The following is a 15,767-nucleotide window of genomic DNA, read 5'->3' as shown; positions in this document are numbered from 1 at the left end:
TGCCGCGGGCCGTAGAAAGCACGCAGGTGCGGGGGAGTGGGAGGGACTCAGGAGTCCAGGCGTCCCACGGCGGTGACCGTGACCACCGGCTCGCCCACCGCGTCGGAGTCGTCCAGCGAGATGGTGGCGTTGATGCCCCAGTCGTGGTTTTCCTCCGGGTCGGCGAAGATCTGCCGGACCTCCCAGATCCGGCCGGGCTTCTCGGTGACGATGAACAGCTTGGAGCTGCGCCCGGTCGGGCCGTCGTCGATGTCCTCGTGCTCGTCGAAGTAGTCGTCCATGGCGTCGGCCCAGGTGTCCGCGTCGAAGCCGTTGTGCTCGTCCAGCTCACCCAGCGCCTTGTCCTGCTCGTCGGCGAAGAGCTTGACGCGGCGGAACATCTCGTTGCGGACCATCACGCGGAAGGCGCGCACGTTGCTGGTGAGCTTCTCCGGGGCCGGCGGGGTGATTTCCTCGGACTCGTCGTGCAGTTCGCCGCGGGAGAGCTCCTCCCACTCGTCAAGCAGCGAGGAGTCGATCTGGCGGATCATCTCGCCCAGCCACTCGATCAAGTCTTCCAGGTCCTCGCGCAGCGCGTCCTGCGGAACGGACTGGCGCAGCGCCTTGTAGGCGTCGGTCAGGTAGCGCAGCAGCACACCCTCGGAGCGAGCCAGCTGGTAGTACTGCACGAAGTCGGAGAAGCCCATGGCGCGCTCGTACATGTCGCGCACGACGGACTTGGGCTGCAGCTCGAAGTCAGCCAGCCACGGGGCGCCGGCGCGGTACTGCTCGAACGCCGCCTCCAGCTTCTCGGCCAGCGGCATCGGGTAGGTGACCTCTTCCAGCGCGGTCATGCGCGCGTCGTAGTCCATGCCCTCGGCCTTCATCGCCGCGATTGCCTCGCCGCGCGCCTTCTTCTCCTGCCCGGAGAGCACCTGGCGCGGCTTTTCAAGGGTCGCCTCGATGGTGGAGACCACATCCAGCGCGTAGCTTCCCGAATCAGGGTCAAGCAGCTCCAGGGCCGCCAGCGCGAACGGGGACAGCGGCTGGTTCAGCGCGAAGTTCTGCTGCAGGTGCACCGTCAGCTCGTAGTAGTTGCCGTACTGGTCTGGCTGCTCGCGGCGCACCACCACGCCGGTGGCGATCAGCTCGCGCAGGATGCCGATGGCGCGCAGCTTCAGCTTGCGCTGCGTGGAGGGGGTCTCGTGGTTCTCGGTGAGCAGGCGCACCGCTGCCTCGAACGCGTTGTCCTCGCGCTCCAGGAGGTTCAGCAACATCGAGTGCGAGACCTGGAAGGAAGACTTCAGCGTCTCGGGGGCGGCGTCCACGATCTTCTCGAAGGTCTTCTCACCCCAGGTCACGAATCCCTGCGGCGGCTTCTTCTTGGGGATCTGCTTGAGCTTGGTCGAGCCCTCGCCGTGCTTCTTCAGGGCCTTTTCCATGGCCTTATGATTCTCGATCGCGTGCTCCGGGGCCTGCACCAGCACGGTGCCAGCGGTATCGAAGCCTGCGCGTCCGGCGCGTCCCGCGATCTGGTGGAATTCGCGGGCGTTCAGGATGCGGGTGCGGGTGCCGTCGAACTTCGACAGCGCGGTGATCACCACGGTGCGGATCGGCACGTTGATGCCCACACCAAGGGTGTCGGTGCCGCAGATGACCTTCAGCAGCCCTGCCTGCGCCAGCTGCTCGACCAGGCGGCGGTACTTGGGCAGCATGCCTGCGTGGTGCACGCCGATGCCGTGGCGGACCAGGCGGTTCAGCGTCTTGCCGAAGCCCGCGGCGAAGCGGAACCCGGCGATCAGCTCGGCGATGCGGTCCTTTTCCTCGCGGGTGGCCACGTTGATGCTCATCAGCCCGGTGGCGCGGTCGATCGCGTCCAGCTGGGAGAAGTGCACGATGTAGATCGGCACCTGGCGGGTCTTGATCAGCTCCTCCACGGCTTCCTGCACCGGGTCCATGGAGTAGTAGAAGTGCAGCGGAATCGGACGCTGGGTGTGCGCGACGGTGACGGTGGTCTTGCCGGTGCGCTCCTCAAGCTCCTTCTCGAAGCGGGACACGTCGCCCAGGGTCGCGCTCATCAGCAGGAACTGCGCCTGCGGCAGCTCGATCAGCGGCACCTGCCAGGCCCAGCCGCGCTGCGGGTCGGCGTAGAAGTGGAATTCGTCCATGATCACGCAGCCCACGTCGGCCCGCGAGCCTTCGCGCAACGCGATGTTCGCCAGGATCTCCGCGGTGCAGCAGATGATCGGGGCATCCGCATTCACCGACGAGTCGCCGGTGACCATGCCGACGTTCTCCGCGCCGAAGATCTTGCACAAATCGAAGAACTTCTCCGAGACCAGCGCCTTGATCGGCGCGGTGTAGAAGCTGATCTGGTCGCGGGCCATGGCGTAGAAGTGCGCGGCGATCGCGACCATCGACTTCCCGGAGCCGGTCGGCGTGGCCAGGATGACATTGCTGCCGCCGGCCAGGGCCATCGACGCTTCGTCCTGGGCCGGGTACAACTCGATGCCGCGGGTGGACACCCAGCGGCCGAAGGCCTCGTAGATTTCGTCGTCGGATACGTTTTTCGCGTCTGCAGGCAGGTAATCGGTGAGCAACATGATGCTCCAAGCCTATCCTTTGCGAACTGTGACCACGGGCTAGGCGATGACGCGCCGCGCGAATATGCTCTGGAATATGAAGTGGGACCCGACAAAGTACACCGAATTCGCCGACTACCGCGGCCGCCCCTACAAGGACCTGCTCGGCCAGCTGGACGAGCTGGACCCAGCGAAGGTTGTCGACCTGGGCTGCGGGCCGGGAAACATGACCCGGCTGCTGGCCCAGCGCTGGCCGCAGGCGCAGGTCACGGGTCTGGACTCCTCGCCGGAAATGATCCAGCGCGCCTCTGGCAGCGAGCACGAGCCGAATCTGGGATTCGCGCTGGCCGACGCCATGCACTGGCATCCGGACCCGGACACTGACCTGTTGTTCTCCAACGCCATGCTGCAGTGGCTGCCCGGGCACCGCGAGCTGCTCAGGGTGTGGCTCGATGAGCTGAAACCCGGAGCCTATGTGGCCATCCAGGTGCCGGGGAACTTCGGCTCCCCGTCCCATGCGGTGATGCGCCAGGTCGCCGACAGCGCCGCCTGGGCGGACAAGCTGGTCGGGGTGCTGCGCCACGACGACGTGGTGGGGGAACCTGACGAGTACCAGCGCATCTTGCTGCAGGCTGGGTTCCAGGCGAACGTCTGGGAGACCACCTACCAGCAGGTGATGATCGGCGAGGACCCGATCCTCGACTGGGTGCGGGGCACCGCGCTGCTGCCGATCAAGGCCGCGCTGAGCGCCGAGGACTACCAGCGCTTCGAGGATGACTACCGGGTGCAGATCTCGGCACACTATCCCTCGTTCGCCGGACCTGACGGAACGAAAGTCACGAACTTCCCGTTCCGCCGCATCTTCATGATCGGCCGCAAGCTCGGCTGACGACGCGCGTCCTGCCACCCGGCAGGCCACCGGCTCTGGCGCGACCGGGCCAAGCGGAGCATACTGTGTGCATGGACGCGTACGATGCCTTTCTTGCGGCACCGGAGCACAGCCTGAATCTGGCCCGGCTGCAAGCCGACTTCAATCGAGAGTTCGATTCGCCGTGTCCGCCGGTTGAGGTGCTCGCGCGGCGTCTGGAGTCCATGCTGGCCAGCGCGCAGTGTTTCGCCGTCGCCGCCCAAAATGGGCACGGCCTCGTGGGGCACGCGCTGCTCACCCTGCGGCCCACCATCTATTTCGACGGGCCGCTGGCGGTGCTCGACGAACTCTACGTGCAACCCGCCCTGCGCGGCCGGGGCATCGGGTCAGCCCTGGTCAGCTGCCTGCTCCAGGAACTGAAGCGGCGCGGCAGCCTGGAGCTGCATATCAACGTGGACGAGGACGACACCGGAACGCGGCGCTTTTATGAGCGCCACGGCTTCGCCAATCGCGAGCCGGGCAGCGAGTGGCGCATGCTGCTGTACTACCAGGAGCTGCCGCCAGCCGGATAACCTGCGGCAGCCGCCTGAGGGTTCCTACCAGCCGCGTTCGCGCCATTCATCCAGGTGCGGACGCTCGGTGCCCAGATCCGTGGTACCGCCATGGCCGGGGAGGACCTTGGTCTCGTCGGGGAAGCGGTCGAAGATGCGTTCGGTGACGTCGGCGATCAGCGAGCTGAAGCGCTGCGGATCCTTCCAGGTGTTGCCCACCCCGCCCGGGAACAGGCTGTCGCCGCTGAGGATCACCGGCTGGCCCGAGGAATCCACCAGCGCGTAGGCGATGGATCCCGGGGTGTGGCCGCGCAGGTGGATCGCCTCGATGACCACGTCGCCCAGCTGGATCTTCTCTCCATGGGAGAGCGGATGGCTGATCTTCACACCCGACTCGTCGGCGATGCCCTGCCTGTCGTCGGCCCCCGCATAGGTGGTGACCGGGTACTTCTCGACCGCCGCGGCCAGCGCGCGCACATGGTCCCAATGCTGGTGGGTTGTTGCGATGGCAACGATCTCGGTGTCCGGTCCGTCCTCGGACGCGGCGGAGATCAACTCTTCAATGGCGGGGAAATCATCGGCCGCATCAACCAGCAGCTGCTTGCCGCTGGCCTTCTCGGTGATCAGGTACACGTTGTTGCTCATCTCGGATACGGAGATCCAGCGGATGCTTACATCGTCCAGAAGAAGTTCATTCATGTCCCCAGACTACGGGGAAACCAGGTGCGTACACGATAGGCTCGGAATACGACATCCAATCTATGAAACGGAGCGTTGCATGACCGACCTGGATTTTGTCAGCCTCGACCAGAAATCAACGGTAGCTCCATATCAGCAGGTGCGCGAGCAGATTCTGACGGCCATCTCCGATGGCAGGCTCGCCCCGGGAACCAAGCTTCCCTCGGTGCGCGCGCTCGCCGGATCGCTGGGCCTTGCAGTGAACACTGTCGCCAAGGTCTACAAGGAGCTGGAGCTGCAGGGTGCGGTCGCCACCCGCGGCAGGCACGGGACGGTAGTCCAGGCCGCGGAGGACCGCGGGGACCAGGAAGTCAGCGACGCCGCCGCCGACCTGGCGCGGATCTCGCAGATGTGGAACGTGGACGAGGGGACCGCGGTGAAGTACCTGCGCGCCGCCTTCAGCTCGCTGCCCAAATAATCCGCACCCGCGAAGTGCCGCGGAATTCTCGGCCCGGTCCCTTCAGGCGGATGGCGCTGCGGGTGGAGTCACCGTCAACGAATATCTGCCTGCGGGAAGCTTCGACGGCATCCGTCCCGCACGCAGCGCGCCGAGCAGCTCGACGGGGTCCATGGTGAAGTCGACCAGTTGCTCGCGGCCGGTCATGATCGCCTGGTTGGCGGCCAGCTCGAATGCCGAGACCTGGGCAAGATGCGGTACCTCGGACCCGAGCGAACCGGACAGCGCCCATTCGATGAATTTGCGCGCCTCATTCGAAGCCATCTGCTCCGACGGGGTGCATGCCCAGAAGTCATCCAGCACCTGATCCACGCGGGCGGCGCCGAGCGTGAGCAGCAGCAGGCGCGTGGTCAAGGGCAGTGCGTCGGCGACCTTTCCGGCCCTGGCAGCGGAAATCAACTTGCGGATGACCCCGGCGCCGTCATCCCCGGCCAGGGATTCGGCGAAACCCGGAGCGGTGTGTTGGTGCGGCAGCAAGATCGAGGCCAGCGCTTCCTCCCATTGGCCAGGCGCAGGCAGCACCGGGCCCGGACGGGCTCCCGCTCGGCGCGGACCCGGAACCGGTGCCTCGGAAACCGCCGTGCCGCGCAGCTGCCACAGTTTCCGCAATTGCGCGAACTGGTCGATCAGCGCATCATCGGTGATGCCGTAGGCCAGCAGAAACTGGGGCATCACCTCGAAGGTGATGGCCTTCAAGTTCGGCAGCCGGGGCACCACCTGCCGGGCAATGTCCATCAGTTCCGGGTCGACGAGCCCGCTATGCGCGTCGACCCAGTACCCGCCGTATTCCTGTCCGCCTGCCAGGTGCATTTCGATGACCCGCTCCAGCGGCAGCTGGTTGACCACCTCGCAGATGGGCTGGCGGCCATTGCGTTCGTTGGCCCAGAGATTGTGCAGGTCCAGGAGGATCCCGCAATCGGCCTGATCGGCGACGGAGCGGAAGAACTCGCCGTCCGGCATTTCGCCGGGCAAGGGCTTGAGATAGTTGACCCCGGTTTCGACGGCGAGCGGCACCGGCAGGTGGCGCTTCAGGAAGCGGATGTTGTCCACCGCGCAAGCCACCGACTCGGGGGACTGGATCGGAGGAAGCAGGAAACCCATGTCGATCTCGCCGCCGGCTTGCCGCAGCCGATTGAAACTCAGGTGCTCGCTGGCCCACGGGGCGCCCAATCGGATAATGCTGCGCACGAATGCATCAACCTGGTCAGGGTCCGGTGGGCAGGTTCCTCCGACGGGGAAGCCGACACCGTGGGCCAGGCAGGTCTGCGGAGCCTCGGCGAGGTGGCTGAACACCGCTTCATCCAGCATGTACCCATGCGTGTCGGGCCCGGGCTGGAACCAGAAGGCCTGCGGTTCCAGTTCGAGCACGTCCACGCCGTTGTCCGTCCGGGAGAGCACCCCGTCGAGGGCAGGCCAGTAGATCACTCCGACGCCGAGCTCGGGCAGAGCGGTGAGCGGAATCAAGCCAGCTCGTCCATCGGGCGGACAACAAGATCCTCATCGACCATGAACCTCCGGGCCAGATCGAAACGGATGTCGAAGCCCGAGCAACAGGCGGGGCAGCCGAGCCGTCCCAGCACCTCGCGCTGAATTTTCTGCATCTGGTCCAAGTCGTACATCGCCGTGGCGGGAACCGTCACCCTGATGGTTTTGTCATCCAGCAATACCGATCGGTTCAGTCGTTCCATCGCAGTCTCCTGGTTCTCGACGTGGGCGGGCTGCGCAAAGCGCTATCCGCGGGAGTTGCTGCGGCACTCCTGGAACACATGATGCGGGGCAGTCCATTACCCACGTATTACTGGGTACCTCTCACCAATGTTTTCCGGCTGTGGAAAACCTTCCACGAATTTTTCAGTAGCTCATAGGCTGTGCCAATCGACCCAACGGAAGATTCGGGAGCACACCATGAACCACACTGCTGAAAACCGGTTGAAACTGCCAACCGCTGTCGCGGCCTGCCTGATGGTCGGCCTGCTGGCAGGTTGTACGGCACCGCCTGCGCAGCCCGAGCCCCCTGCGGTTGACCGCAGTGCGCAACCGGTCTCGCTTGCCTGGAGCAGCAAGGAGAACGTCGTCTCGGAAATCCAGGTCGAAGAGCAGCTTGGTTTGGCCATCGCCTATGTTGAACGCCAGCGCAAGCTGACACTGGTGGCCCGCGAGCTCGCCGACGGTTCGCTGCGCTGGAAGCGCGAGGCATCGGTGGGGCACAACCCCGGGGGCATGAGGATGAGGCTGCCGGTGTTCGAGCACAACGGAAGCCGGATGGCGGCATTTGTTGAATCGGTGAAGGGGAAATCCGAACGGCTGGTGGTCATTGATCTCGCTACCGGGAAGAACACCTCGGCGAGTATTGAGGTTGACTTCATGACCAACCGTCCCGTTGAATGCGAAGAGACCTGGTGCGTTGAGGGTGACAGGAAATCCGGAGAACCGGTGAACATGCGCTACGACATGGAGAAGGGCCGCTGGAAGCAGCTCGCCGGGGAGGACCTTCCCACACCGAAAAAGAATCCGGACGACCGATTCGTCGGCGAAGGTCTCTCGTCGTCGTCGGAGCGCGGGCCCAGGGAGGAACTGCTCAGCTACGCGCGGGACGGCAAGATCCTGTGGAGCGTGCCCTACGAACAGGTCTTCGACTCGTACTACTCCACGGACAACGGGTGGGAGTGGACTACGTTCGAGGAACCGCAGCAGATCTTCGTCGGCCATGGTTCCCGGATTGACTACCAGTACCACCCCGAAGGCGATGCCTACGTGCAGGACTGGAACAAGGACGCCATGATGGTCGGGATCGACCCAGACACCGGAAAACGCCGGTGGGCGGTGCCCGGCGCGGACCAGGCCTGCTCCGGAATCGTTGAGACCCGCCAAGCCCAGACGCGCAGCACCTTCGTCACCTGCAGATTCCACCAGGCATTGGCCACGGTGCATCCGTCCACCGGCAAGCGCGGGGCGCTCACGGGCCTCGAATGGGACGTTGCAGGCATCGACGCGGCCACCGGCAAGGAACGCTGGGCGTATGACATGCCCGGATACGAGAAAGCTGTGGAACTGGCCAAGGCCAACAACAGAATCCTCGGCGACCAGAAATACGTGATCGTCCCCATGGCCTCGGGATTCGCCGCCGTGGACAGCTCGACCGGGGAAAAGCTCGAACTCTCCCACGTCCTTGGTGACACCGTCTTGTGCACCAGCGACCGCGATTCGGTGGAAGTCAGGCACATCGACGGATACGAACAGACGGCCTACCTGAGGGTGCCGCAGACCGTGCAACCATGCACCCGTGACACGCAGAAGGCCACGAAGGACCTTCCGCTGTATGCGGAGTTCCAGCGCACAGGCAAGGACCAGCAGCGGATCGCGGTGCTCCCGGACCGCGCGGGCATGGTCGCGTACCGCATGCCCGATGAATAGTGCCCCAGGCGGCAAACCCTGCGGGAAGCTTCTCTGGGAACAGGCCTGAAACTTGCTGGAATACCCTCCCAGAAACCAGGCCTACAATCACGTCTCATGACTACAGAATCCGCTCGGGTCGCCTCAACGCGGCCTGCCATCCCAGTGCTCATCGCCCTGGGCCTCATGGCGCTGTCACTGCCGGCATTTATAGTCCGCGAACAGCTGTACACAGCGGTCACCGCGGCGGCCGGTTCCTCCCCGGCACTCACCCTGCTGGCGGTGTTCTTCGCCGACGCGGCGTTGCTGCTACTGGTCTTGTTCACCGCCGGGCTGGCCGTATGGTCATGGTTCAGGGACCGGGCGGCGTTCGCGAGGCTGGTGCTGGGAGGCCTGGGAGTGATCCTCGCCTACGCCGCAAGCAGCACGCTCAAGCTGATCCTGACCGAGGCGCGGCCCTGCCAGAGCATTCACGTGGCCATTGCGGAAACCTGTCCGCCGCACGGGGACTGGTCCTGGCCTTCGAACCACTCGGTGCTCGCCGCCGCCTTCGCGACCGCCTGCGCCTTGGCCATCGTGCGGCTGCGCTGGTACCTGGCCGCCACGGCCCTGCTCATCGCCGTGGCGCGGGTGGGAGTCGGCGCGCACTACCCGCACGACGTGCTGTTCGGTCTTGGCCTGGGCATGCTGGTGGTCCTCGTTGTGTTCAATTTCCTCCCGCGACTTGTCCGTCGCCTGCCCGGAACCGCGCGGATCGCCCAGCAGGCCGGCGGGCACTGAGCCCGCCCGGTGCGGGGGATCGCACGGCGCTCGCCGGTCGACGGTGCGGCCTTTGGCGATTTGCATGTGAGTTGCGTCAGAGTTCACACTCATTCGAAGCAATTTTCGATTAGTATTGCTTCGTGGCTATTACTGCAGAGAGCAAGAAAACTGATCTGACGCGCCTGGTCGTGAAGGGCGCGCGCGAGCACAACCTGAAGAACGTGGACATCGATCTGCCCCGCGACGCGATGATTGTCTTCACCGGCCTGTCCGGGTCCGGCAAGTCCTCCCTCGCGTTCGACACCATCTTCGCCGAGGGCCAGCGACGTTATGTCGAGTCGCTCTCTGCCTACGCGCGCATGTTCCTGGGCCAGGTCGACAAGCCGGACGTGGACTTCATCGAGGGCCTGTCCCCGGCGGTGTCCATCGACCAGAAGTCCACCAGCCGCAACCCGCGTTCCACTGTCGGCACCATCACCGAGGTCTACGACTACATGCGCCTGCTCTGGGCGCGCGTGGGCCGGCCGCACTGCCCGGAATGCGGCGAGCCGATTTCCAAGCAGACCCCGCAGCAGATCGTGGACCAGCTCATGGAGCTGCCCGAGCGAACCCGCTTCCAGATCCTGGCTCCCGTGGTCCGCGCCCGCAAGGGCGAATTCGTCGACCTGTTCGCGGAGCTGTCAGCCAAGGGCTTCTCCCGCGCCCGCGTGGACGGGCAGACCATCCAGCTGACCGATCCGCCGAAGCTGGCCAAGCAGGTCAAGCACACCATCGAGGTGGTCGTCGACCGCCTGGCCATGAAGGAGGAGGTCCGCCAGCGGCTGACCGACTCCATCGAGACCGCGCTGGGCATCGCCGACGGCCGCGTGCTGGCCGACTTCGTGGACCTGGAGGACGACGACCCGAAGCGCATCCGCTCCTTCTCCGAGAACCTGGCCTGCCCGAACGAGCACCCGCTGGCCATCGACGAGATCGAGCCGCGCACCTTCTCCTTCAACAACCCCTTCGGCGCCTGCGCCGCCTGCTCCGGCATCGGCACCAAGCTGGAGGTGGACGAGCACCTGATCGTCCCCGACGACGAGGTGACCCTCAGTGAGGGCGCAATCGCCCCGTGGTCGCTGGGCAAGGCCACCACCGAGTACTGGAACCGGCTGATCGAGGGCTTGGGCAAGGACCTGGGCTTCAGCATGGACACCCGCTGGAAAGACCTTCCCGCCGCAGCCCGCCAGGCCATCCTGAACGGCAAGGACCACAAGGTCGTGGTGCAGTACAAGAACCGCTTCGGCCGCGAACGCAAGTACTCGACCGGCTTCGAGGGCGTCATCTCCTACGTGCACCGCAAGCACCAGGAAACCGAATCGGACCACGCGCGCGACCGCTACGAGCAGTACATGCGCCAGATCCCGTGCCCGACCTGCGGCGGCGCCCGGCTGAACCCGGCCTCGCTGTCGGTGCTGGTGGGCGGCAAGTCCATCGCCGAGGTCTCCGCCATGGACCTGCGCAGCGCCGCCGAGTTCCTGACCACCCTGGAACTGAGCAACCGCGAGGCGCAGATCGCGGTGCAGGTGCTCAAGGAAATCGGCGCTCGCATGAAGTTCCTGCTGGACGTGGGCCTGGAATACCTGACCCTTGAACGCGCGGCCGGCACGCTGTCCGGCGGCGAAGCCCAGCGCATCCGCCTGGCCACCCAGATCGGCTCCGGCCTGGTGGGTGTGCTCTACGTGCTCGACGAGCCGTCCATCGGCCTGCACCAGCGCGACAACCGACGGCTGATCGAGACCCTGCTGCACCTGCGTTCGCTGGGCAACACCCTGATCGTGGTGGAGCACGACGAGGACACCATCGCCGAGGCGGACTGGATCGTTGACATCGGCCCTGGCGCGGGCGAGCACGGCGGCGAAGTGGTGCACTCCGGCTCCGTGGAGGGGCTGAAGGAGAACACCCGTTCGCTGACCGGCGACTACCTTTCCGGCCGCAAGCAGATCGAGATCCCGTCCAAGCGCCGCAAGGTGGACAAGGACCGCAAGCTCAAGGTCGTCGGCGCCAGCGAGAACAACCTGCAGAACGTCAGCGTCGAGTTCCCGCTGGGCGTGCTGACCGCGGTGACCGGCGTGTCCGGCTCGGGCAAGTCGACCCTGGTCAACGACATCCTCTACAAGGTGCTGGCGAACAAGCTCAACGGCGCGAAGCAGGTCCCCGGCCTGCACACCCGCGTGCAGGGCTTGGAGCACCTGGACAAGGTGGTCCACGTGGACCAGTCGCCGATCGGCCGCACCCCGCGCTCCAACCCTGCCACCTACACCGGCGTGTTCGACAACATCCGCAAGCTGTTCGCGGAGACCAACGAGGCGAAGCTTCGCGGCTACCAGCCGGGCCGCTTCTCCTTCAACGTCAAGGGCGGACGCTGCGAGGCCTGCTCGGGCGACGGCACGCTGAAGATCGAGATGAACTTCCTGCCGGACGTCTACGTGCCCTGCGAGGTCTGCCACGGGGCGCGCTACAACCGCGAAACCCTGCAGGTGCTCTACAAGGGCAAGAACATCGCCGACGTGCTGGACATGCCGATCGCGGAGGGTGCCGAGTTCTTCAGCGCCTTCACCCCGATCGCCCGCCATCTGAAAACCCTGGTGGACGTGGGCCTGGGCTATGTCCGCTTGGGCCAGCCGGCGACCACGCTCTCCGGCGGCGAAGCGCAGCGCGTGAAGCTTGCCGCGGAGCTGCAGAAGCGCTCCAACGGCCGCTCCATCTACGTGCTGGACGAGCCGACCACCGGCCTGCACTTCGAGGACATCCGCAAGCTGCTGCTGGTGCTGCAGGGGCTGGTGGACAAGGGCAACACCGTGCTGACCATCGAGCACAACCTGGATGTCATCAAGTCCGCCGACTGGGTCATCGACCTGGGACCGGAAGGCGGTTCGGGAGGGGGCACCATCATGGCCACCGGCACCCCGGAGAAGGTCGCGAAGGTCGCCGAATCGCACACCGGACGGTTCCTGGCCGAAATCCTCTAGCCCGGGGGCGCCGCGAGCGGCGAACCCGGGGAACGGGCGCGGGTATATTCGATTTCAGTTATGGATTATTTACCCGCGTCCGCTTCATGGGATGATGTCCTAGTGAATATGTCGGTAACCAGCGTGCTCTTTGATCTGGACGGGACCCTCGTGGACCCTGCAGGGTCCATAACCTCAGGAATCCGCCATGCCTTGGTGGCCCATGGGCTCCCGGATCCCGGCGAGGAAAAAATCGAAGCGTTGGTCGGCCCGCCGCTGCAGATCGGGCTGCGCACCCTGGACGGTGTCACCGACGCGAATATCGACTCGGTGATCGCCGCCTACCGGGCCCGATACTCGGAGGTCGGCATGCGTCAGTCGGTGGTCTACCCGGGCATGCGTACGCTGCTGGACGGGCTTCGCGCCGCCGGCATCCACACCGCGGTCACCACCGCCAAGCCGCTGCCCATCGCCCGCGAGCTGATCGAGGCGCAGTCCCTGGCCGGCAGCTTGGATGCGGTGCACGGGAACACCAGCGAAGGCGGATCCCACGGATCGAGCAAGGCGCACATCGTGGCCGCCGCGTTGAAGCACGCGGATCTGGATCCGTCGCGTAGCGTGGTGGTGGGGGACCGGCACTACGACCTGGATGCGGCGCGCGCGAACGGCGTGAAGTCCATCGGCGTGCGCTGGGGCTTCGCGCAGGGCGACGAGCTGGACGCCGCCGACTACCGGGTCTCCACCGCGGTCGAACTGGCGCAGCTGCTGCTGGGCAGGGACGGCGCGGCCGAATTGAACTTTGAAGAACTGATGCAGGAAGGTGCACAGTAGATGAGCATCTACACCATGACGCGATCCTCGATCCGCGGCATCATCCACGGCATCTGCCGCGCCGAGGTCACCGGCCTGGAAAACGTGCCCAAGGAGGGCGGCTTCATCGTCGCCTCCAACCACCTGTCCTTCTTCGACTCGCTGATCATCCAGGCGCTGACGCCGCGCGATGTCGCATTCTTCGCGAAGGCCGAATACTTCACCACGCCCGGAGTGAAGGGCAAGCTGATGAAGTCCTTCTTCGAGTCGGTGGGATCCATCCCGGTCCAGCGCGGCGAGCAGGCCGCCTCCGTGGCGGCCCTGGATTCGCTGGTGGAGATCATCGAGGGCGGTTCCGGCATCGGCATCTACCCGGAGGGCACCCGTTCGCGCGACGGCAGGCTGTACCGCGGCCGCACCGGGGTGGGCTGGCTGGCGCTGACCACCGGCGTGCCGGTGGTCCCGGTCGGGCTGATCGGCACCGAGAAGCTGCAGCCCGCGGGCACCAAGGGCTTCCGCCCGGCCAAGTTCCACATCCACTACGGCGAGCCGCTGTACTTCGACAAGCTCGGACGCAAGCACCCGCTGCCGCAGCGCCGCCTGGCCACCGATAGGATCGTCGACGCGATTGCCGAGCTTTCCGGCCAGGACCGCGTGGACTCCTACAACCAGCTGCCCCCGGACGCCAAGTAAGCCATGGCCGATCCCGCCAGCTACCGTCCGAAAACCTCGGACATCCCCACCAGGCCGGGCGTGTACCGCTTCCGCGACGAGCACGGCCGGGTCATCTACGTGGGCAAGGCCAAGATCCTGCGCAGCCGGCTGCTGTCCTACTTCGCCAAGCCCGAGCGGCTCACGCCCAAGACCCGCACCATGGTGTTCACCGCCGCGAGCGTCGAGTGGACCGTGGTGGGCTCGGAGCTGGAGGCGCTGCAGCTGGAGTACACCTGGATCAAGGAGTACAACCCGCGCTTCAACATCGTCTTCCGCGACGACAAATCCTACCCCTACCTGGCCGTGACCATGGACGAGAAGTTCCCGCGCGCCTTGGTGATGCGCGGGGACAAGCGCAAGGGCGTGAAGTACTTCGGCCCGTTCTACCCGGCTAAGGCCATCCGCGAAACCCTTGACACGCTGCTGCGCGTCTTCCCGGTGCGCAGCTGCGCCCCCGGGGTGTTCAAGCGCGCGCAGGCCTCGGGCCGCCCGTGCCTGCTGGGATACATCGACAAGTGCTCCGCGCCCTGCGTAGGGCGCATCAGCGAGGAAGACCACCGGGCGCTGGCCGATGACCTGTGCACCTTCATGGGCGGGGAGGCCACCCGCTTCACCAAGGCGCTGACCGCCAAGATGCAGGAAGCCGTAGCCCAGCTTGAATACGAGCAGGCGGCCCGCTACCGCGACGACATCGCGGCGCTGAACAAAGTCTTCGAGCGCAATGCGGTGGTGCTGGCGGACAACACCGACGCAGACATCTTCGGCATCCACGGGGACGAGCTGGAAGCCGCGGTGCAGGTGTTCCACGTGCGCGACGGGCGCATCCGCTCCCAGCGCGGCTGGGTCGTGGAGAAGGTCACCGACACCACCGACGGGGAATTCGTCGAGCAGCTGCTCACCCAGGTCTACGCGGACCACGCCGACCGCATCCCGCGCGAGATCCTGGTGCCGACGCTGCCCGAGGACGTGGACGACGTCACGCAGTGGCTCTCCGAGCTGCGCGGCTCGCGGGTCTCGCTGCGCGTGGCCCAGCGCGGGGACAAGGCCGCGCTGGCCGGCACCGTGGTGGAAAACGCCGAGCAGGCGCTGCGCCTGCACAAGTCCAAGCGCGCCGGCGACATCACCACGCGTTCGCTGGCCATGCAGGAGCTGCAGGACGCGCTGGGCGCCGAGCAGGCGCTGCTGCGCATCGAATGCTACGACGCCTCGCACACCCAGGGCACCAACGTGGTCGCCTCGATGGTCGTGTTCGAGGACGGACTGCCCAAGAAGAGCGAATACCGCAAGTTCTCCATCACCGGGGAAGCCGCGCGCGACGATACCGCCAGCATGTACGACGTGATCCACCGCCGTTTCAGCCGCTACCTGAAGGAAAAGGTGGACCCGCTGGTGCTCGCCGGCGGCGAGGTGGAGCCCGGCACCGCCGAGGTGAAGAAGTTCGCCTACCCGCCCTCGCTGGTGATCGTCGACGGCGGCCCGCCCCAGGTCGCCGCCGCCCAGAAGGCCCTGGACGACCTGGGCATCGACGACATCCCCGTCGTCGGCCTGGCCAAGCGCCTGGAAGAGCTGTGGCTGCCGGATGACCCGTTCCCGCTGATCCTGCCGCGTGCCTCCGCCGCCCTGTACCTGGTGCAGCGGCTGCGCGACGAGGCGCACCGCTTCGCGATCACCTTCCACCGGGCCAAGCGCGGCAAGTCGATGCTCGCATCCGAGCTGGATGCCGTGCCGGGGCTGGGCAAGGCCAAGCAGGAAGCGCTGCGCAAGCATTTCGGCTCCATGAAGAAGATCCGCGCCGCCAGCGTGGAGGAGCTGCTCGAAGTGCCGGGTGTGGGCCCGAAGCTGGCGCAAACCATCAAGGATTCGCTTCAAGGCGCGTCACCGGGCGCGGTAAACATGACTACCGGAGAAATTCTGGACTAGCCT

At 65.9% G+C, this 15,767-nt stretch carries 13 protein-coding genes; 9 read left to right on the top strand and 4 right to left on the bottom strand.

Translation table 11 applies throughout. The features are described from left to right. Positions 1–47: 47 nt before the first annotated feature. The gene (locus RF641_RS08665) at positions 48–2,582 is read right to left on the bottom strand and encodes a DEAD/DEAH box helicase (RefSeq protein ID WP_424572983.1); all 2,535 of its coding nucleotides are present in this window, start codon (positions 2,580–2,582) and stop codon (positions 48–50) included. A gap of 76 nt (positions 2,583–2,658) precedes the next feature. Here RF641_RS08665 and RF641_RS08660 point away from each other — a divergent pair, with 76 nt between their 5' ends. Continuing rightward, entirely contained in the window at positions 2,659–3,450 is a 792-nt protein-coding gene (locus tag RF641_RS08660; RefSeq protein WP_424572982.1) for a trans-aconitate 2-methyltransferase, read from the top strand. 71 nt (positions 3,451–3,521) lie between these two features. Continuing rightward, complete coding sequence (locus RF641_RS08655; protein ID WP_120989292.1) at positions 3,522–4,001, top strand: GNAT family N-acetyltransferase; 480 nt, start codon at positions 3,522–3,524, stop codon at positions 3,999–4,001. 24 nt (positions 4,002–4,025) lie between these two features. Here RF641_RS08655 and RF641_RS08650 read toward each other — a convergent pair whose 3' ends face one another. Next, positions 4,026–4,679, bottom strand: coding sequence for an MBL fold metallo-hydrolase (locus RF641_RS08650; RefSeq protein WP_424572981.1), 654 nt, complete (start codon positions 4,677–4,679; stop codon positions 4,026–4,028). A 79-nt stretch (positions 4,680–4,758) separates the two neighbouring features. Here RF641_RS08650 and RF641_RS08645 point away from each other — a divergent pair, with 79 nt between their 5' ends. Beyond that, positions 4,759–5,136 (top strand): GntR family transcriptional regulator, encoded by a 378-nt coding sequence (locus RF641_RS08645; RefSeq protein ID WP_424572980.1) that lies wholly within the window; start codon positions 4,759–4,761, stop codon positions 5,134–5,136. A gap of 42 nt (positions 5,137–5,178) precedes the next feature. On the opposite strand, the gene RF641_RS08640 is transcribed toward RF641_RS08645, so the two are convergent. Together RF641_RS08640 and RF641_RS08635 are read right to left on the bottom strand one after the other, a co-directional pair. Continuing rightward, on the bottom strand, positions 5,179–6,639 hold the full coding sequence (locus RF641_RS08640; protein ID WP_424572979.1) for a DUF692 domain-containing protein: 1,461 nt from the start codon (positions 6,637–6,639) through the stop codon (positions 5,179–5,181). Beyond that, positions 6,636–6,863: a hypothetical protein gene (locus RF641_RS08635; protein ID WP_047119356.1), complete on the bottom strand. Its 228-nt coding sequence runs from the start codon at positions 6,861–6,863 to the stop codon at positions 6,636–6,638. Before RF641_RS08635 ends, RF641_RS08640 begins: the two co-directional genes overlap by 4 nt. 217 nt (positions 6,864–7,080) lie before the next feature. On the opposite strand from RF641_RS08635, the gene RF641_RS08630 reads away from it, so the two are divergent. From RF641_RS08630 to uvrC, 6 genes are all read left to right on the top strand, one after another. Continuing rightward, positions 7,081–8,589, top strand: a complete 1,509-nt coding sequence (locus RF641_RS08630) for an outer membrane protein assembly factor BamB family protein (RefSeq protein WP_424572978.1) — start codon at positions 7,081–7,083, stop codon at positions 8,587–8,589. 96 nt (positions 8,590–8,685) lie between these two features. Then, the gene (locus tag RF641_RS08625) at positions 8,686–9,348 is read left to right on the top strand and encodes a phosphatase PAP2 family protein (RefSeq protein ID WP_183043092.1); all 663 of its coding nucleotides are present in this window, start codon (positions 8,686–8,688) and stop codon (positions 9,346–9,348) included. Positions 9,349–9,470: 122 nt separating this feature from the next. After that, the gene (gene uvrA / locus RF641_RS08620) at positions 9,471–12,341 is read left to right on the top strand and encodes an excinuclease ABC subunit UvrA (protein WP_424572977.1); all 2,871 of its coding nucleotides are present in this window, start codon (positions 9,471–9,473) and stop codon (positions 12,339–12,341) included. A gap of 108 nt (positions 12,342–12,449) precedes the next feature. Further along, positions 12,450–13,151: an HAD hydrolase-like protein gene (locus tag RF641_RS08615; protein ID WP_424573021.1), complete on the top strand. Its 702-nt coding sequence runs from the start codon at positions 12,450–12,452 to the stop codon at positions 13,149–13,151. Continuing rightward, positions 13,152–13,823 carry a lysophospholipid acyltransferase family protein gene (locus RF641_RS08610; protein ID WP_047119352.1) on the top strand — a complete coding sequence of 224 codons (672 nt, stop codon included), beginning with the start codon at positions 13,152–13,154 and terminating at the stop codon, positions 13,821–13,823. A 3-nt stretch (positions 13,824–13,826) separates the two neighbouring features. Next, positions 13,827–15,764 (top strand): excinuclease ABC subunit UvrC, encoded by a 1,938-nt coding sequence (gene uvrC, locus RF641_RS08605; protein ID WP_424572976.1) that lies wholly within the window; start codon positions 13,827–13,829, stop codon positions 15,762–15,764. Positions 15,765–15,767: the final 3 nt, after the last annotated feature.

The sequence above is a fragment of the Arthrobacter sp. 'calajunan' genome (assembly GCF_046940185.1).
GTDB classification, from domain to species: Bacteria; Actinomycetota; Actinomycetes; order Actinomycetales; family Micrococcaceae; genus Glutamicibacter; species Glutamicibacter soli.
Note: the sequence above shows the minus strand (reverse complement) of the source record. Positions and strands in the feature narration are given on the sequence as shown.

Excerpts from the sequence above, each read along its gene's own strand:
- RF641_RS08610 (WP_047119352.1), top strand. The coding sequence starts at position 13,152 with ATGAGCATCTACACCATGACGCGATCCTCGATCCGCGGCATCATCCAC.
- RF641_RS08625 (WP_183043092.1), top strand. The coding sequence starts at position 8,686 with ATGACTACAGAATCCGCTCGGGTCGCCTCAACGCGGCCTGCCATCCCA.
- RF641_RS08665 (WP_424572983.1), bottom strand. The coding sequence starts at position 2,582 with ATGTTGCTCACCGATTACCTGCCTGCAGACGCGAAAAACGTATCCGAC.
- RF641_RS08650 (WP_424572981.1), bottom strand. The coding sequence starts at position 4,679 with ATGAATGAACTTCTTCTGGACGATGTAAGCATCCGCTGGATCTCCGTA.
- uvrC (WP_424572976.1), top strand. The coding sequence starts at position 13,827 with ATGGCCGATCCCGCCAGCTACCGTCCGAAAACCTCGGACATCCCCACC.
- RF641_RS08635 (WP_047119356.1), bottom strand. The coding sequence starts at position 6,863 with ATGGAACGACTGAACCGATCGGTATTGCTGGATGACAAAACCATCAGG.
- RF641_RS08645 (WP_424572980.1), top strand. The coding sequence starts at position 4,759 with ATGACCGACCTGGATTTTGTCAGCCTCGACCAGAAATCAACGGTAGCT.
- RF641_RS08660 (WP_424572982.1), top strand. The coding sequence starts at position 2,659 with ATGAAGTGGGACCCGACAAAGTACACCGAATTCGCCGACTACCGCGGC.
- RF641_RS08655 (WP_120989292.1), top strand. The coding sequence starts at position 3,522 with ATGGACGCGTACGATGCCTTTCTTGCGGCACCGGAGCACAGCCTGAAT.
- RF641_RS08630 (WP_424572978.1), top strand. The coding sequence starts at position 7,081 with ATGAACCACACTGCTGAAAACCGGTTGAAACTGCCAACCGCTGTCGCG.
- RF641_RS08615 (WP_424573021.1), top strand. The coding sequence starts at position 12,450 with ATGTCGGTAACCAGCGTGCTCTTTGATCTGGACGGGACCCTCGTGGAC.